This is a genomic window from Streptomyces sp. NPDC018031, from assembly GCF_044327625.1.
In the GTDB taxonomy this organism is placed as follows: Bacteria; Actinomycetota; Actinomycetes; order Streptomycetales; family Streptomycetaceae; genus Streptomyces.
The window spans coordinates 37,430-55,611 of the sequence record NZ_JBIRFT010000001.1; the positions used below are offsets into that span (position 1 = coordinate 37,430).

12 protein-coding genes are annotated in these 18,182 nt (G+C 76.4%); 3 read left to right on the forward strand and 9 right to left on the reverse strand.

The window, feature by feature from the left end:
- Positions 1-35 precede the first annotated feature (35 nt).
- From ACH4B3_RS00135 to rimP, 8 genes are all read right to left on the reverse strand, one after another.
- The gene (locus tag ACH4B3_RS00135; protein ID WP_398460437.1) at positions 36-5,483 is read right to left on the reverse strand and encodes a hypothetical protein; all 5,448 of its coding nucleotides are present in this window, start codon (positions 5,481-5,483) and stop codon (positions 36-38) included.
- 611 nt (positions 5,484-6,094) lie between these two features.
- Positions 6,095-6,994 (reverse strand): tRNA pseudouridine(55) synthase TruB, encoded by a 900-nt coding sequence (gene truB / locus ACH4B3_RS00140; protein ID WP_398460438.1) that lies wholly within the window; start codon positions 6,992-6,994, stop codon positions 6,095-6,097.
- Positions 6,991-7,443: a 30S ribosome-binding factor RbfA gene (rbfA, locus tag ACH4B3_RS00145; protein WP_398460439.1), complete on the reverse strand. Its 453-nt coding sequence runs from the start codon at positions 7,441-7,443 to the stop codon at positions 6,991-6,993. Before rbfA ends, truB begins: the two co-directional genes overlap by 4 nt.
- 53 nt (positions 7,444-7,496) lie before the next feature.
- On the reverse strand, positions 7,497-7,793 hold the full coding sequence (locus tag ACH4B3_RS00150; protein WP_398461530.1) for a DUF503 domain-containing protein: 297 nt from the start codon (positions 7,791-7,793) through the stop codon (positions 7,497-7,499).
- Positions 7,794-7,956: 163 nt separating this feature from the next.
- Entirely contained in the window at positions 7,957-11,088 is a 3,132-nt protein-coding gene (infB, locus tag ACH4B3_RS00155; protein ID WP_398460440.1) for a translation initiation factor IF-2, read from the reverse strand.
- Between the two features lie 157 nt (positions 11,089-11,245).
- A complete protein-coding gene (locus tag ACH4B3_RS00160; RefSeq protein WP_398460441.1) occupies positions 11,246-11,542 on the reverse strand; it encodes a YlxR family protein in 297 nt (98 codons plus the stop codon).
- Positions 11,543-11,649: 107 nt separating this feature from the next.
- On the reverse strand, positions 11,650-12,642 hold the full coding sequence (nusA, locus tag ACH4B3_RS00165) for a transcription termination factor NusA (protein ID WP_398460442.1): 993 nt from the start codon (positions 12,640-12,642) through the stop codon (positions 11,650-11,652).
- Between the two features lie 2 nt (positions 12,643-12,644).
- Positions 12,645-13,187, reverse strand: coding sequence for a ribosome maturation factor RimP (gene rimP / locus ACH4B3_RS00170; RefSeq protein WP_398460443.1), 543 nt, complete (start codon positions 13,185-13,187; stop codon positions 12,645-12,647).
- 495 nt (positions 13,188-13,682) lie between these two features.
- On the opposite strand from rimP, the gene ACH4B3_RS00175 reads away from it, so the two are divergent.
- The 3 genes from ACH4B3_RS00175 to ACH4B3_RS00185 all read left to right on the forward strand — a co-directional run bounded on the left by ACH4B3_RS00175 (position 13,683) and on the right by ACH4B3_RS00185 (position 16,088).
- Positions 13,683-14,240, forward strand: a complete 558-nt coding sequence (locus ACH4B3_RS00175) for a hypothetical protein (RefSeq protein ID WP_398460444.1) — start codon at positions 13,683-13,685, stop codon at positions 14,238-14,240.
- A gap of 111 nt (positions 14,241-14,351) precedes the next feature.
- A complete protein-coding gene (locus tag ACH4B3_RS00180; RefSeq protein WP_398460445.1) occupies positions 14,352-14,852 on the forward strand; it encodes a ferritin-like domain-containing protein in 501 nt (166 codons plus the stop codon).
- A 291-nt stretch (positions 14,853-15,143) separates the two neighbouring features.
- A complete protein-coding gene (locus ACH4B3_RS00185) occupies positions 15,144-16,088 on the forward strand; it encodes an aminoglycoside phosphotransferase family protein (RefSeq protein WP_398460446.1) in 945 nt (314 codons plus the stop codon).
- 279 nt (positions 16,089-16,367) lie between these two features.
- On the opposite strand, the gene ACH4B3_RS00190 is transcribed toward ACH4B3_RS00185, so the two are convergent.
- On the reverse strand, positions 16,368-18,086 hold the full coding sequence (locus tag ACH4B3_RS00190; protein WP_398460447.1) for a proline--tRNA ligase: 1,719 nt from the start codon (positions 18,084-18,086) through the stop codon (positions 16,368-16,370).
- Between the last annotated feature and the right edge of the window lie 96 nt (positions 18,087-18,182).

An 18,182-nucleotide genomic window follows, 5' to 3' on the forward strand; every position in this document is an offset into this window, starting at 1 on the left:
ATCGGCCAGCCCCGTCGCGGTGCGACGAGCGTCACTCATCTGACGGAAGAGGCGTGGGACGACCCGCCCGGCGCGCGGGACGGCCCAGGGCGGAGCGGAACCGCGGTCTCCAGGAGACGGCCGGGCAGCGCCTGCGGACCGTTCCGCGCCAGCAGCTCGCACTCGCGCCGCGCCCCCGCCCCGATCACCGCCGTCCACTCCTCGGGCGCGGTCTCCACCCAGCCGCACACCAGCCGGGCGAAACCGGGGACCTCGCGCGCCAGCTGCACCAGCCACCGGTCGAAGCAGCCGGCGCCCTCCTGGGTACGGGCCAGCAGCATGCCGGTGCGGTGCACCAGGTCGCGGGTGCGGGCTTCGCCGCGCTCCGCCGCCCCGTCCGCCGCCGCGCGCAGCAGCGCCTCCAGCACCGCGGCGTTGCCGCAGCCGGTGCCGGGCTCCTCGTAGGCGCCGTACCGCTCGTGCTCCAGCAGGACCTCCAGCAGTTCGGCCCGGAGCGGCCGGGAGAGCGGGGTGCCGGGCGCGGCGAGCACCGGGGCCAGCGCCCGGCGGACCTGCGCCGGGCGCTCGCGCACCATGTCCAGGACGAGCGGATAGAGGTCCGCGCGGACCGCCGGGCCCTGTTCCAGCCGGCGGTCGACGAACTCGGCCGCGTACCGGGCGCCCCGTGGCCGCCGGTCGATCAGCTCGCGCACCAGGGCCACCACCCGCCGGGCCGGCTCCGGGTCGCGGATCCGGGCCAGCTCCCGCAGCGCCTCGCCCACCGCGGGGCCGTCGCCGTGGATGCGGGTCCGGAAGGCTTCCAGGACCGGCTCCGGGTGCGTCTCCACCGCGGCGAGCAGCGCGGACGGCGGCAGGTGCGGATGGCCGGCCACGAACAGCTCCAGCGCCTGGGGGAGATGGCCGGGCCGGGTCGCCGGGTCCCGCACCAGCAGGGCCAGGGCGACCCCGTGCAGCGGGCCCTCGGCGGGGCGGGCGAGCAGGGCGAGCGCGGCCCGCCGCAGCAGCCCGCGGTCGGTGTGGGTGGCCGCGCGTTCGGCGGTCGGCGGCCCGTAGGTCGCGGCGGCGGCCCGGCGCTCCGGCCGCTCGTCGTGGGCCCAGCGGTCCACGGCCCGGCACATCGCGGACGGCTCGTCCTCCGCGAGTGCGCCGAGCAGTTCCTCGGCGCGCGGGTGCGCGGCGTCGACCAGCGCTTCGACGAGATCGTCCACGGCACGGTGGCGGTGGGCGTACAGCAGTGCCTGGGCCGCCGCCGCGACGGTGGGCCGGGGCTTCGGCGCCGGCGCCCCGGCGGTGGCCAGTGGGCGCTCGTCGGTGAACCAGCGGCACAGGAGCGGCTGGACGGTGCACGGGTCGGCGGCGAGCAGCGCCGCCACGGCGGGCAGGAAGCGGTCCGGCGGGCGGGCGGCGAGGGGCCCGTCGCGCTCCGGGTCTGCGGCGGACCGCGGACCGGGCCGGGCCGTGGACGGGACCCGGGGCGCGGGCGGGACCGGGGACGGCGGAGGTCCGTCCGCGGGCAGCAGCAGCCGGAGCAGTTCGAGCCGGTCCTCGGTGCTCAGCGGCAGCCGCGACCAGAACCACGGCCCGAACTCCTCCGGCACGTCCGGCGCCGCCCCCGGCCCGGCCGTCCGGCGCCCGTTGGCGGGCCGCTCGGCGAACCGCTCTGCCAGCTCCGTCAGTACGTCGAGGTACGGGGTGGCCCGCTCCACCCGCAGCAGCACCTCGCCCAGGAGGTGCGCCGCCCACCAGGCCGGGTCCGGGTGCTGTCCGGTCGCCTCGGCGCCGGGGGCCCACCCGTCAGGGCCGGCGGAGCGCACCACCACCGCCGCCAGCCCGGCCAGCTGGCGGCCGAGCGCGGCGGGGCCGTGCCGCCGGCCGGCCAGCAGCATCGCCTGTACCACCGGCCCGATGCGGTGCCGGGGTACCGGCAGCGGCCGGGGGCCGGGCCGGGGACGCCACTCGTCCGCGCCGGCCTCATCGGCGGGGTCGGGCACCGGGCCGGTCGCGGGGCCGATGAGCGGAGCGGGCGCCGGGCCGGAGCGGGGGTGGGAGACGGCGGCCGGGTCCGACCGGTCGGGGGCGGGGACGCGGGCGGGCGGGGCGGTGGCGTCGGAGGCCGCGGGCTGCCGGGGCACCCGGGCCCACCCGCGGGCCGGGCCCGGCGTCCCACTCCCAGGGCCGGCCGGCGGGGCGGTCGGTGCGGCGGCCGCGGTGCGGGCCCCGCCGTACGGGCGGGCGGGGGCGGTGGTGATCCACGGCTCCATGGCCCAGGGGTCCATGATCAGGCCATCGTCGGACCTGGCTCCGGACTTCGGCCCGGGCCCGGGGTGGGCCGGTGCGGGGCCGACCGGGGTCCGGCTCGGGGCGACGGGGGCGGCCGGGGCGGCGGCGCCGACCGGGTCCGGGGCGGCCGCGTCGAAGCGGTCCGGCTCCGGCGAGACCGGGTCGGCGGGTGTACCGGGGCCGGTGTGCGCACGGCCCGGGACGTCATGGTCGGCGGCGAGGGCGTGGTCGGCGACCGCCGGCCACGGCAGCGGCCAGCCCTCCGCGTCCCCCACCTGCCGGGGCCATCCGGACCCGGCACCGGCCTCCACGAGCAGATCCCGACCGCTCCCGGCCTCCGCGTGGCGGTCCGGACCGCTCCCGACCACCACAGGCCGATCCCGACCGCTCCCGTCCGCCACGGCCCGCTCGGGGCCGTCCCCGGCAACCGCCTGCCAGTCCGGGCCGTCCCCGTCCGCCACGTGCCGGTCCAGGCCGCTGCGGGCCCCGGCGGCCCGGTCCCGAACGCCTCCGTCCGCCACGGACCGCTCGGGGCCGCGTGCGCGCGGCCGCTCCCCGCGCCTCCGGCGCGCCGCGCCGCGGTGGACCAGCGCGTACAGGGCCGCTTCCAGGTCGAGGTGCATGCCCTGCAGCCAGTCCGCGAACTCCTCGTGCGCGAAGCGGTAGCCGGTGCCGGCCGGCACCAGGAGTTCTTCGGTGAGCACCGCCGAGGCCCAGCCGGTGCGCCAGGGGAAGAGTTCCTCGAAGGTCCCGCGGTCCAGCTCCCCCTGTCCCGGGCCCAGGCAGCGGCGCGCCGCCTCATGGACCTGGCCGGCCACCTTCGCCGCGAGCCGGCGCACCACCGGGCCGCGCACCGGGGGGCTCTCCGCGGCGACGAGCCGGACGGCGATCCGCAGGCAGACCAGGTCGAGGTGGGCGGCGAAGATCTCCCACCGGTCCGGGGGCGCGGCCCGGCCGGCCGGGGCCCACGGCTCCCGGTCCCCCCGCCGCGGCCCGGCGGCCGGGCAGCGGCCGGTGACCGGCGGGTGCGCGGCCTCCGCGCCGCACCCGGCCGCCGCCGCCCCGCCGGTGGCGGCCCCGCCCGCTTCCACCGTCTGCTCCCGTTCCACCGTCTGCTCCCGGCCCCGGCCGGCCGCCGGCCCATGGTCCCCGCCGGGCGGCCGGGCGGCGCCCGGACCGGTGGCCGGGACCTCACCCGGGGCGGCTCCGGCCCGGCTGGGCTCACCGGACCCGGGCCCGGGGCCGGGCAGCGCGGCGCGGACCTCGGCGAGGAGGCGGAGCGCCAGCGGATGGCGGGCGTCCCGGTCGGTCAGGGCGTCCTCGGGCAGGCCGTAGTACGCCCGGGCCCGCTCCGCCTCCCGGGGCGTCAGGTCGTCCAGCCGTACGCAGTCGGGCAGCGGACGGGCCGGGGCGGGCGGCCGGGGTTCCCCGGTGGAGCGCCCGCCGGCGGGCCGGCGGGTCGGCCGGTAGAGGCTGCCGTGCGGGAAGAGTGCCCCGGCGCGCTCCCAGTGTTCCGGGCGGCAGCCGATGACCAGCCGGACATCGGCCTCGCGCAGCCAGGCGGCGGTGCCCCAGGTCCACTCGGCCAGCCGGTGGGCCAGTGGCGGCGGCATCTCCTCGGGGGCGTCGAGCAGGACGAACAGCGGGCGGCCGGCGCCCCGGGCGGATGCGGCGACCGCCTCCGGGGTGACCGCCGCCAGGTCGCCGACCAGGACGGCGGAGCCGGACGAGGCGACCACGCGGCCCGCGGCGGCCAGCGCCCGGACCACCGCGTCCCGCAGGCTCCGGTCCTCGGCCCGCAGGTCGGCGCCGCGCAGCCAGACCGTGGGGGCGGGCTCGGGGCCGCGGTCCCGCCGGTCGGCGAGTGCGGCGAGTTCCGTGGTCCGCCCGGTGCCCGGGTCACCGACCAGCCCGAGGACCACCGCGTGCTCGTCCTCGGAGAACCGCTCGAACTCCCTGCTGATCGCGGGCCGTTCCACGGGGTCCGGCCGGGCGCCGCGCCCGGGCGGGGCCGGGGGGATGCCGTCCGGTCCGGCGTCGCCCGCGGCCCGTGGCCGACCGCCCGGGCGGTCGGCGGCCGTGGCACCGCCGGTCGGGGCGGTCCCGTCCTCCGTGGCGCCGCGGCGGCAGGCGCTCGGCGCCGCGCCGGGGCCGTCCGGGGTCTGCGGGGCGCCTTGGAAGTCCGGCGGCCCGCCCGGGGCCTGGTGGTCCGCCGAGGCGGCCGGCCGGGGGCGCGCGGGGGCGCCCGGCCGTGCCCGGGGCGGTGTCTCCGGACGGGTGGCCGGGCCCCGGGCGCCGCCCGCCCGCAGGCCGCCGGGCCGGTGTCGGCGGCGGCCGGCCCGCGCGCCGTACGGGTCGTCAGGGGGCGCGCCGTCCCGGGCGCGGCTGCCTTCGGCCCCGCCATGGTCGGGGCCGCCGGCGCCCGGTGAGCAGATCGGCCGCCAGTCGACCGGTTCGCCGGCCCGTGCCGCGTCCCAGGCGCCGCCTGCCGGTTCTGTCCGGGTGCGGGTGGTGACGGTGAGCCGCAGCGCGCCCGCGAGGTTGAGGTCGGGGCCGTAGGCGGGCACGGTGCCGCCGTTGCGGTGCAGCAGCGCCGCCAGCGGACCGGCCGGGTCGTCCGCCGCCGTCGCGCGCAGCGGGACGGCGAACACGCCGGCCCGGTGTCCGGTCTGCAGCGCGGTGCCGAGGACCGCGACGACGGCGCCGCTGTGCGCGTCGAGGACCGGGCCGCCGGCCGCTCCGCCGCCCAGCCCCGTCCCCGGGGCGGCCGGTGCCGCTCCCCCGCCGTCGGGCAGGGTCAGTTCCAGGGCGGCGCCGATCAGCCGGAAGCGGTCGGTGGCGGCGTAGGTGACCGGCGCCGTGCCGGCCACCCGGGCGGCCAGCCACCGGTCGGCCCACAGCAGCACGGCGGTGTCCGCGGGCACCGTGCCGGCCGCGGCGACCGGGAGCGGCGGCAGCGGCAGGCCCTCGGTGCGCACCAGCGCCAGATCGGCTTCCGGGAGGGCGGTGACCGCGTCGGCCTCGACCAGCCGGGTCAGGCCGCACGCGGTGTTCAGCACCAGCCGGGCCAGGCCGTCCACGGTCTCGTGGCTGGTGACCAGGGTGCCGTGGTCGTCGGCGAGGAAGCCGATGCCGCGCGGGCGTCCGGCCAGGTCGCGAATGCGCACCAGCGCCCGGTCCACACCGTCCGGTGCCGTCGTCATCCCGCACCCGCCTCCGCTCTGTGATCGCGCACGGGTTCGTACCCTTGTGCCCCTTCCGTTCCGACGGTAGGCAGCTGTTGATCAGCGGGACAGGCCCCACAGCGAACGCGCCCCCCTGCACCCCCACGGTTCACTTCGAGCGCCTGCACGATGGGGTGAATCTGCGCCTCGGAGCGGATGGGCACTCGGGAGGCGAACCGTCGAGTTCCGGCCACCCGTGGTGGGTGCCCGTCCCGGGTCCCGCGGCTCCGGCACCCACCCGACGCCGGCCGGGCGGCCCTCGCCACCGACCCGTGCGACGGGCTCCCGGCCACCCCGCGCGAACGCCTCCGCGGCCGCCCGCGCGGCCCGTTCGCGAGCGCCACGGGAACGGGCCGCGGATTCCGCGCGGAACGGGTCGCTGAGGCCGCACGGAACGGGCTCGGAGGCGCGCGGAACGGGCCGCGGCGGGGCCTGGAGGCGCGGCACAGGGCACGGGGCACGGAGGCGCGGCACAGGGCACGCGGCACAGGGCACGGGGCAGGGGGCAGGGAGCACGGAACGGAACCGCCCCACCGGGCCGGGTGGGCTCGGTGGGGCGGGGGGTTTCCGGTGCCGCCGCGGGGCACCGGTCAGGCGAAGACGGCCAGACTCCTGGCCTTGCCGCCGTGCTCCTCGATCAGCGCGAGGAACCGGCCGTCGGGGCCGAAGACCGCCACCGGGCCGGCCGGGAGGCCGGGGGTGGCGATCCGCACCCCGTTGCCCAGCAGCCGGGCCTGTTCCGCGTCGACGTCCCAGCGGGGGAACGCCGCGGCGGCCGCGTCCGCGATCGGCATGACCGCCAGCGCCTCCTGGTGCTCCTCCAGGGTCCGGGCGGCGTCCAGACCGTACGGACCGACCCGGGTGCGGCGCAGGGCGGTGAGGTGCCCGCCGGTGCCGAGCCCGGCCCCCAGATCGCGGGCGAGCGCCCGGATGTAGGTGCCGGAGGAGCAGACCACGGTGACGTCGAGGTCGAGCACCGCGGTGCCGTCGGCCGCCTCGGTCTCCCGGCGCTCGTGCAGCACGAACGAGGAGACGGTCACCGGCCGGGCGGGCAGTTCGAAGTCCTCGCCCTCCCGGACCCGGGTGTAGGACCGCTTCCCGTCGATCTTGATGGCGCTGACCTTGGACGGCACCTGCTGGATCTCGCCGGTCAGCCCGGCGATTCCGGCCGCCACGGCGTCGGGGTCGAGCCCGGCGGCGCCCGCCGAGGCGGTGACCTCGCCCTCGGCGTCGTCCGTCACCGTCGTCTGGCCGAGGCGGATGGTCGCCCGGTACTCCTTCTCGGTGAGCGCCAGGTGGCCGAGCAGCCGGGTGGCCTTCTCGACCCCGAGGACCAGCACACCGGTCGCCATCGGATCCAGGGTGCCCGCGTGCCCCACCCGGCGGGTGCGGGCCATGCCGCGCATCTTGGCGACGACGTCATGAGAGGTGAAGCCGGACGGCTTGTCGACGACGACAAGACCGTCCGGCCCGGTTCCGGCACGCTTCATTCCGCGGTCGCGCCGTCCTCGTCGTCCTCGTCCGGCTTGCGGTAGGGGTCCGCGTCACCGGCGTAGGCGGCACCGGAGGACGCCTGGCGGACCTGGGCGTCCGAGGCCCGTGCCCGGTCGAGCAGGTCCTCGATGGTCCTGGCGTTCTCCGGCAGGGCGTCGGGCACGAAGGTCAGCGTGGGGGTGAACTTCACGCCCGCCGCACGTCCGACCTCCGAGCGCAGGATGCCCTTGGCGCTCTCCAGGCCGGCGGCCGCGCTGGCCCGCTCCTCGTCGTCACCGTAGACCGTGTAGAAGACGGTCGCTTCCCGCAGGTCACCGGTGACCCGGGTGTCGGTGATCGTCACGTGCGAGCCGAGCCGCGGGTCCTTGATGCCGCGCTGCAGCTTCTGCGCGACCACCTCCCGGATGAGGTCCGCCAGCCTCTTCGCCCGCGCATTGTCGGCCACTGGTCCGTCTCCTTCTTCTCTTCCGCCATTGTGCTTCCGACGCCCTGCCGACCTCAGTCGTCATGGTCGCCGTGGAACCGCCGCCGTACCGACAGCAGCTCCACCTCGGGCCGCGCGGCGACGAGGCGCTCGCAGCGGTCGAGTACGTCTGTGAGGTGCTCCGTGTCCCCGGACACGGCCGCCACGCCGATCCTGGCCCGGCGGTAGAGGTCCTGGTCGCCCACCTCCGCCACGCTCACCGCGTATTTGCGCTGGAGCTCGGCGACGATCGGGCGGACGACGGAGCGTTTCTCCTTCAACGACCGTACGTCGCCGAGGAGGATGTCGAAGGACAGCGTCCCTACATACATATGCAACAGGTCAAGCCACCTGTGGGGCCTCGTCCGTGCCCTGCCATGACGTGGCAGCGACATCAGAACCGTACACGCAACGGCCGGGGCCGATCGACGGAAATACTCTCCGCCGACCGGCCCCGAACCCTCTGTCGCGTCTCGACGCTCAGCCGTGTGCGGCTCAGCCGCGCGGCTTCTCCCGCATCTCGTAGGTCGCGATGACGTCGTCGATCTTGATGTCGTTGAAGTTTCCGAGGTTGATACCGCCCTCGAAGCCTTCGCGGATCTCGGTGACGTCGTCCTTGAAGCGGCGCAGACCCTCGATGGTGAGGTTCTCCGCCACGACCTTGCCGTCGCGGATGAGGCGGGCCTTGGTGTTCCGCTTGACCTCGCCGGAGCGGATGAGCACACCCGCGATGTTGCCGAGCTTGGACGAGCGGAAGACCTCGCGGATCTCCGCGGTGCCGAGCTCGACCTCCTCGTACTCCGGCTTGAGCATGCCCTTGAGGGCCGCCTCGATCTCCTCGATCGCCTGGTAGATGACCGAGTAGTACCGGACGTCCACGCCTTCGCGCTCGGCCATCTGGGTGGCACGCCCCTCGGCGCGCACGTTGAAGCCGATCACGATGGCGTCGGAGCCGGAGGCGAGGTTGATGTCGGACTCGGTGACCGCACCCACGCCACGGTGCAGCACGCGGATGTCGACCTCCTCGCCCACGTCGAGCTGGAGCAGCGAAGACTCCAGCGCCTCGACCGAACCGGACGCGTCGCCCTTGATGATGAGGTTGAGCTGCTGCACCTCGCCGGCCTTGAGCACCTTGTCGAGGTCCTCGAGGGACACCCGGCGGGTGCGCTTGGCGAAGGCCGCGTTGCGCTCGCGCGCCGCGCGCTTCTCGGCGATCTGGCGGGCCGTACGGTCCTCGTCGACGACGAGGAAGTTGTCGCCGGCGCCCGGGACGTTGGTCAGACCCAGCACCAGGACGGGGGTCGACGGACCCGCTTCCTCGACGCTGTTGCCCTTGTCGTCGAGCATGGCGCGGACCCGGCCGTACGCGTCGCCGGCCACCATCGTGTCACCGACGCGGAGCGTACCCCGCTGGACCAGCACGGTGGCCACGGCGCCGCGGCCGCGGTCGAGGTGGGCCTCGATCGCGATGCCCTGCGCGTCCTGCTCCGCGTTGGCCCGGAGGTCCAGCGCGGCGTCCGCGGTGAGGACCACGGCCTCCAGCAGGCTGTCGATGTTCAGACCCTGCTTGGCGGAGATGTCGACGAACATGGTGTCGCCGCCGTACTCCTCGGCCACCAGGCCGTACTCGGTCAGCTGACCGCGCACCTTGGTCGGGTCCGCACCCTCGACGTCGATCTTGTTGACCGCGACGACGATCGGCACGTCGGCCGCCTTGGCGTGGTTGAGCGCCTCGACCGTCTGCGGCATGACGCCGTCGTTCGCCGCGACCACCAGGATCGCGATGTCGGTCGACTTGGCACCACGGGCACGCATGGCGGTGAACGCCTCGTGACCCGGGGTGTCGATGAAGGTGATGCGCCGCTCTTCGTCGTTGACCTCGGTGGAGACCTGGTAGGCACCGATGTGCTGGGTGATGCCACCGGCCTCGCCCGCGACCACGTTGGTCTTGCGGATCGCGTCCAGCAGGCGGGTCTTACCGTGGTCGACGTGACCCATGACGGTCACCACCGGCGGACGCGCGACGAGCATCTCCTCGCCGCCCTCGTTCTCGCCGAACTCGATGTCGAAGGACTCGAGAAGCTCGCGGTCCTCCTCCTCCGGGCTGACGATCTCGACGACGTAGTTCATCTCGCCGGCCAGCAGCTCCAGCGTCTCGTCGGAGACGGACTGGGTCGCGGTGACCATCTCGCCCAGGTTCAGCATGACCTGGACCAGGGACGCCGGGTTGGCGCCGATCTTCTCCGCGAAGTCCGTCAGCGAGGCACCGCGCGACAGGCGAACCGTCGCACCGTTGCCGCGCGGCAGCATGATGCCGCCGACCGACGGGGCCTGCATGGCCTCGTACTCCTGGCGACGCTGCCGCTTGGACTTGCGGCCACGACGCGCCGGACCGCCGGGACGGCCGAACGCACCCTGCGTGCCACCGCGGCCACCCGGACCACCGGGACGGCCACCGAAGCCGGGACGGCCGCCGAAGCCGCCGCCACCGCCGCCGGGGCCACCGCCACCGGGACGGCCGGCGAAACCGCCGCCACCACCGGGACGACCGCCACCGCCACCGGGACGACCGGCGAAACCGCCGCCGCCACCCGGACGACCGCCGCCGCCGGGACGACCGGCACCGGCCGGACCGCGACCGCCGCCACCGGGACCGGGGCGCGGACCGGCAGCCGGACGCTGCGGCATCATGCCCGGGTTCGGGCGCGGGCCGGCGGGGCCGCCGCCGGGACGCGGGCCGCCGGCGCCGCCCTGCGGACGGGGCATGCCGCCCGGGGTCGGGCGGGGACCGCCGGGACCCTGCGGACGGGGACCGGCCTGACCGGCGCCCTGCGGACGCGGGCCGCCGGGGCCGCCCTGGCCGCCGGGACGGGGAGCGCCGCCGGGACGGGGCGCCTGCGGGCGCGCCATACCGGTGGAGCCGCCGGAGGTGAAGGGGTTGTTGCCCGGACGGGGACCGGCCGGACGGGCGCCGGGGCGCGGCGCGCCCTGACCGCCGGGACGCGGCGCGCCGGAACGGCCGCCGGGGCCCTGGTCACGGCCCTGGCCGGGCGCTCCCGGACGGCCGCCGGGACGCGGGCCGGGGGTGGCACCGGGCCGGGCCTGGCCGCCGCCCGGCTTGGCGGCGGCGGGCCGGGGGGCCTGCGGAGCCGCCGGCGGGGCGGTGAACTCGGGCTGGGCCGGCGCCGGGGCCGCCGGTCCCGGCTTGGGGCCGGGTGCCGGGGCCTTGGGGCCGGGCGCCGGGCGCGGGCCGGGGGTCGGCCCCGCGGCCGGAGTGCTCTTGGGTGCCTCGGGCGCTGCCGGCCGGGGGCCGGGGGCGCCGGGCTTGGGCGCGGCGGGACGCGCCGACGGGGCCGGGGCGGCCGCCGAAGGCGAGGGGGACGGCGCCGGGGCACCGCCCGGACGTCCAGCCGAGGGGGAAGGCGCCTTGCGCGGCGCCGAGGGCTTACCGGCGGCGCGGCCGGAGCCGCCACCCTGGAAAGCGTCAGTCAACTTGCGTACAACCGGCGCCTCGATCGTCGAGGACGCCGAACGGACGAATTCACCGAGTTCCTGGAGCTTGGCCATGACGACCTTGCTCTCCACACCGAACTCCTTGGCGAGTTCGTATACCCGGACCTTAGCCACTTCGCTCCTTTTAGGTCCGGGTTACCGCCGGACCGTCGCTACTTCATGGGCGTACTCATCGCGTACTCATCGAGTGCTCATCGCAATCTCGACCTACTTCCGACTCGCGAGGTACCTGACCGCACGGTTGACCCGTGCCGTTCTTCTTTCCTGCTTCTCACGGTGCCGTCTGCTCTGCCCGCGCAGACTGCTCGATGTAACGGCGCAAGGCCGCGGTGTCGAGCGGTCCCGGGCTTTTGAGGGCCCGGGGGAAGGCCCGGCGGCGGACCGCCAGATCGAGGCAGACCGTTGCGGGGTGCACATAGGCACCCCGGCCGGGCAGCGTACCGCGTCGGTCGGGGACACAGACGCCCTCGACCAGCACGGTGCGCAGCAGATCGCCTTTGGCCGCTCGCTCCCGGCATCCCACACAGGTGCGCTCAGGGCATACGCGGGCACACGTCCGGCCAGACACTGCTTCAGTCTACCTCCCCGCAGCGACCTCACCCCTGCGGGGGAGTGATCGAACGGTTACTCGTTATAACTTCGCTGTCGAGTCATTTTCGACGCGACCGTCTTGTTTCAGCCTTGACCAGCGGGCTGCTCGGTGTCCGGCCGGATGTCGATCCGCCAGCCGGTGAGCCGCGCCGCGAGGCGGGCGTTCTGCCCTTCCTTGCCGATGGCGAGGGAGAGCTGGTAGTCGGGGACGGTGACCCGGGCGGAGCGTGCCGCCAGGTCCACCACCTCGACCTTGCTCACCCGGGCGGGCGACAGCGCGTTCGCCACCAGGTCCGCCGGGTCGTCCGACCAGTCCACGATGTCGATTTTCTCACCGTGCAGTTCGGCCATCACGTTACGGACCCGGCCGCCCATCGGGCCGATGCACGCGCCCTTGGCGTTCAGACCCGAACGGGTGGAGCGCACGGCGATCTTGGTGCGGTGTCCGGCCTCCCGGGCGATCGCGGCGATCTCCACCGAGCCGTCCGCGATCTCCGGCACCTCCAGCGCGAAGAGCTTCTTCACCAGGTTCGGGTGGGTCCGCGACAGGGTCACCGAGGGGCCGCGGACACCCTTGACGACCCGGACCACATAGGTGCGCAGCCGGGTGCCGTGGGTGTACTCCTCCCCCGGAACCTGCTCCTGCACCGGCAGGATGGCCTCCAGCTTGCCGATGTCGACCAGCACGTTCTTCGGGTCCTTGCCCTGCTGGACGACGCCGGCCACGACGTCGCCCTCCCGGCCCGCGTACTCGCCGAAGGTGATCTCCTCCTCGGCGTCGCGCAGCCGCTGCAGGATGACCTGCTTGGCCGTCGTCGCCGCGATCCGGCCGAATCCGGACGGGGTGTCGTCGAACTCCCGCGGCTCCTCGCCCTCCGGCAGGTCCGCGGGGTCCTCCGTCGCCCACACGGTCACATGGCCGTTCGCCCGGTCCAGCTCCACGCGGGCCCGGCGGCGGCTCCCCTCGGTGCGGTGGTAGGCGATGAGGAGGGCCGACTCGATCGCCTCGACCAGCAGGTCGAACGAGATCTCCTTCTCCCGAACCAGACCCCGCAGGGCACTCATGTCGATGTCCACGGCTACGCCTCCTCCTTGCTCTCGTCGTTCTCGTTGTCGTTCTCGCCGCCGTCGGCCTGCTGCCCGGCGGGCTTCCGGTTGAACTCGATCTCCACCCGGGCCTTGGCGATCTCGCCGAAGGACAGCCGCCGGGCGGTGGGCTTGCGCCCCTTCACCCCCGGCACCTCCAGGTCCACGCCCTCGTCGTCCACCGCGACGATCCGCGCCACCAGCTCGCCGCCCTCGGCGAGCCGCGCCCTGATCAGCCGCCCGGTGGCGCGGCGGTAGTGCCGCGGCTCGGTCAGCGGCCGGTCGGCGCCGGGCGAGGTGACCTCCAGGACGTACGGGGTCGCGCCCATCGCGTCGGTGGCGTCGAGTTGCTCCGACACGGCCCGGCTCAGCTCGGCACACGCGTCCAGCTGCACGCCCTCGTCGGAGTCGACCACGATCCTCAGCACACGGCGCTTTCCGGCCGGTGTCACCTCGACCTCTTCCAGATCCAGGTCTCGGGCGGTGACCAGCGGCTCCAGCAGTCCGCGCAGCCTCTCGCTCTGGGTGGTGCTCATCCGGGTGACTCCTCGGCCGCGTGTGCTGTTGTGGAAGGTCGCGTGTCGGGTCAAAGCCTATCCGTTCCCGCGGGCGGCTGACGATTCGGCTGCTCAACGGGGGCGCACGGGCGATTGCGGAGGATTGCGGCGGGGGCGGCACGGCGCTCGCCCGCGGGCTGGGTACGCTCGCCTGCGGTGATCACTCCGTCGACGGTTCTCCCGGAACACCGGGCGAACGGTCGGGGAACGCACCGGAACGACCGGGCCCGGCCCGGGCCCGGGCCGCGGCCCGGAACGCCCGGCGCCGGCCCGTCCCGTTCGCTTCCACCCCGACCGCCGCAACCCGCCGCCCGGACGCCCCCGCACCGCCCCGGCCCCGACGACCCGTCCGGAACAGGCCACCTGACACCGAGTGGGCCGGCCGCGGGCGGGGCGGGCCGGACGCGAAGCACGCCGAGAACGCTGAGAACGCGAGGACCGCGAGGACCGCGAGGACCGCGAGGAAAGAGGACCGTGCCGCTCACGACGTATCAGCGGGACCCTGACGGCCCGCGCAGACGAGACCTGATGCTGGCCGGCGGCGCGGCCGGCGCCGTGGCGCTGCTGGCCGGCTGCTCCGACGCGTCCGGACCGCGGACCGACGGCGCCGGGCGGCCCTCCGCCCTCGACCGGCTGCGGGTCCGCGCCCGCCGCGAGAGCACCGCGCTGCTGGCCCGGTACGACGCGACCATCGCGGCCCACCCGCCACTCGCCGGACGGCTGCGCCCGCTGCGCGAGGAGACCGCCCGTCACCTCGCGGCGTTCACCGACGGCGGCGGCCCGGCGGCGCCGTCCCCCGGAACCGCCGGCGCCTCCCCGCCGGCGGCGTCCGGCTCGCCCGCCCCGCGGCGGACGCAGCCGGTGCCGGAACGGCCCGAGGAGGCCCTGGCGGCCCTCGCCCGGGCCGAGCGGGAGACCGCCGACGCGCGCACCGCGGCGCTGGCCGGCGCGCCCGGCGAGTTCGCCCGTCTGCTGGCCTCCGTCGCGGCCTGCGGCGCCGCCCACGCCTATCTGCTCACCGAGGGCCGCTGATGAGGACGACAGACGCCGGAGGACCGCGGCCGGCACCAGGGCGCCGGCCGCCGCGCGAAGCGGCGGGCCCGGCCGCGGGGCCCCGCACGGACCGCCGGAAGGGACACTGACATGACCGACACCCGACACCGGCCGGCCACCCGCCGCACCGGGCCGCTGGAGGCCGCGCAGGCGGCCCTCGCCTCCGAACACGCCGCGGTGTACGGCTACGGCGTGGTCGGCGGACGGATCGGGGACGACCGGCTCCGCGAGGCGCGGGAGGGCTACGCGGCGCACCGTGCGCGCCGGGACGCGCTGCGCCGCACGGTGCGCGGACTGGGCGGCGACCCGGTCGCCGCGGCACCCGCCTACGCGCTGCCGTTCCCGGTGCCGGACGCCGCCGCGGCGGTCCGGCTCGCCGCCGAGCTGGAGAACCGGGTGGCGGCGGTGTACGCCGACCTGGTGCGGGCCGCCGACGGTCCGCTGCGCCGGGAGGCGGCCGGGGCGCTGCGCGAAGCGGCGGTCCGAGGGGTGCGCTGGCGCGGGGACGGCGTAGCCTTCCCTGGGCTCGCGGAGCGCCTGACCGCGCCCGGGGCCTCGGCGACACCGACCGGTGCGCCGGGGACGCTGTGAACGGGGGCGGGTGACCGGCGCCGACGGGCGGCGGCTGACCCTCGGCACCGGCCGGGGTACCGGAGCGTGCCGGGGCCGCCGGCCGGCCGCGCGGCGGGCGGTCCGGGGCCGGACGGCACCGGAGGGTGCGCACGGCACCCGGACGGGAGAGCACGGCGGCCGGACTCCGCCGCCGAGGAGCGCGGCTCCGCGGACCGCCGGACGACGGCACGACCGACGCACGACCGACGACGCACCACCGACGCACGACCGACGACGGACGATCGAACAGGACAAGGGGACAGCTCGGGAATGGCAGCAGGACCGCAGCCAGACGGCCAGGGTACGGCCCCCCTCCACCCGCCGCAGCGGCTGCTGAACGCATGGGGCGAGGTCCCCGACGAGGCTGCCCGGGAATGGCTCACGGCCCTGCCCGAGACCGCGCGGCGGCAGTCGGAGCGCTGGGAGTTGACACCGCAACGGGTGGTGGCCCCGGGCGGTCGCGGCAGCATGGTCGTCCTGGTGACGGGGTCGGACGGCGGCCCGGCGGCGCTGAAGCTCCCGGCACCGGGGCCGGGGTCCGGGCTGGAGCGGGCGGCGCTGGAGCGGTGGGACGGCTGGGGCGCGGTGCGGCTGCTGCGCGCCGACCCGGACACCGGGGCGCTGCTGCTGGAGCGGTTGCAGAGCACCGTGTCGCTGCGGTCGCTGCCGGAGCCGAAGGCCGTACTGGAGGCGGCGGGCACCATCCGCCGGCTGTGGGTGGAACCCGGTGCCGGGCACCCGTTCCGCTCGGTGGCCCAGGTGACCGGCGACGCGGTGCCGATACTGCGCTCGCCGGACGCGGGGCGGTCGGCCGCGGAGGCGCGTCCGGTGCTGGACGAGGCGCTGGAACTGCGGGCGGCCCTGGTAGCCGACGCGTCCGAGGAGTTCCTGCTGCACGGCGACTTCCGGCAGGGCAAGGTGCTGGCCGGGGAGCGCGCGCCGTGGCTGGCGGTCGGCCCGGCGCCACTGGTCGGCGAGCGGGCCTACGACCTGGCGCGGCTGGTGCTGGACCGGTTCGAGGACGTGGCCGCGGGCTCGGGGCCGGCCGCCGTGCTCCGCCGCCGGGTGACCCGGCTGGCCGATTCGCTGGAGGTGGACCGGGAGCGGCTGCGCGGCTGGGCGCTGTACCGGGCCGCGGAGAGCGGGATGCGCCGGCTCGCGGCGGGCGAACGGGCCCGCGGGGAACTGCTGCTGGAGTTCGCGGGCTGGCTGTGAGTCCGCCGCCGGGGCGGCCGGGGAGGGGGCGCGGGACCGCGGCCCCGGCGGCCGCGGGCGGGTCCGGCGCCGCGGCCCGGCACACCGGTCCGTGCTCCGGCCCACCCCGGCGGGTCGCGCCGCGCTCCATCGGGCGGCCCGGCGGCCCGGGACCGCACGCGGCGCCCGCGCCGGAGCAGGCGCCCGCCCGCGCCGAGGCAGGCGCCCGCCCGCACCGGAGCAGACGCCCACCCGCACCGCCGGCCGCGCGGGCGGGGCCCGGCGGCCGGCGGCGGAGGCTCAGTTGGTGAGCCGGGCCACCGCGTCGTCGACGGAAAGCTCCTCGCGTTCGCCGGTGCGCCGGTCCTTCAGCTCGACCACACCGTCCTTCGCGCCGCGCCCCACCACCAGGATGGTGGGCACACCGATCAGTTCGGCGTCGGTGAACTTCACCCCCGGGGAGACCCCGGCCCGGTCGTCGACCAGGGTGCGGAGCCCGGCCGCGGCCAGCTTCTCCCCCACCTCCAGGGCGAGTTCGGTCTGCAGCGCCTTGCCCGCGGCCACTACGTGCACATCGGCCGGCGCGACCTCGCGCGGCCAGCACAGCCCGGCCTCGTCGTGGGTCTGCTCGGCCAGCGCGGCCACCGCGCGGGAGACGCCGATGCCGTACGAACCCATGGTGACCCGGACCGGCTTGCCGTTCTGGCCGAGGACGTCCAGCTGGAAGGTGTCGGCGTACTTGCGGCCGAGCTGGAAGATGTGGCCGATCTCGATGGCCCGGTCCAGCTCGATGCCCGCGCCGCACTCGGGGCACGGGTCGCCCGGCCGCACCACGACCACGTCCAGGTACCGGTCGACCTCGAAGTCCCGTCCGCAGACCACGTTCCTGGCGTGCGTGTCGGGCTTGTTGGCGCCGGTCACCCAGGCGGTGCCGGGGGCGACCCGCGGGTCGGCGAGGTAGCGGAACGCCTTGCCGGCCAGGCCCTGCGGGCCGACGTAGCCGCGGACCAGGTCGGGGCGGTCGGTGAAGTCCTCGGCGGTGACCAGTTCCACGGTCGCCGGGGCCAGGTGCTCGGCGAGCTTGCCGAGGTCCACCTCGCGGTCGCCGGGCACGCCCACCGCGGTGATCTCTCCGTCCACCTTGACCAGGAGGTTCTTCAGGGTGGCGGACGCCGGGACGCCGAGGTGCTCGGCGAGGGTCTCGATGGTCGGGGTGTCCGGGGTGTCGAGTTCCTCGACCGGCCCGTGCTCAGCGCCCTCGACCGGCGGCACGATGGTGGTGACGGCCTCGGTGTTCGCCGCGTAGTCGCAGTTCGGGCAGTCCACGAAGGTGTCCTCGCCGGCCGCGGCCGGGGCCAGGAACTCCTCCGAGGCCGAGCCGCCCATCGCACCCGAGACGGCCGAGACGATGCGGTAGTCCAGGCCGAGGCGGGCGAAGATCCGCCGGTAGGCCTCGCGGTGCAGCCGGTAGGACTCGGCCAGCCCCTCGTCGGTGGTGTCGAAGGAGTAGGAGTCCTTCATCTGGAACTCGCGGCCGCGCAGCACCCCGGAGCGGGGCCGCGCCTCGTCCCGGTACTTGGTCTGGATCTGGTAGAGGATCACCGGCAGGTCCTTGTAGGACGTGCACTGGTCCTTCACGGTCTGGGTGAAGATCTCCTCGTGGGTGGGGCCGAGCAGGTAGTCGGCCCCCTTCCGGTCCTTCAGCCGGAACAGCAGGTCGCCGTACTCGTCCCAGCGGCCGCTCGCCTCGTACGCCTCGCGGGGCAGCAGCGCGGGCAGCAGCACCTCCTGGGCGCCGATGGCGTCCATCTCCTCGCGCACGATCCGGGTGACGTTCTCCAGGACCTTCTTGCCGAGCGGCAGCCAGCTCCACACCCCGGCCGAGGTGCGGCGCACGTATCCGGCGCGGACCAGCAGCTTGTGGCTCGCGGTCTCGGCGTCGGCCGGGTCGTCGCGCAGCGTCTTCAGCATCATCGTGGACAGGCGCTGGGCGCGGAGGGCGTGAGCGGCGTGGGCCATGGGGTGCGTGTCTCCTGCGTGCGAGAGGGAATGGCAGGAGGTTAGCCGCCGCGGTCGGAGAACCGGAAACGGGTAACCGTCCCGGGGGACCCCGCG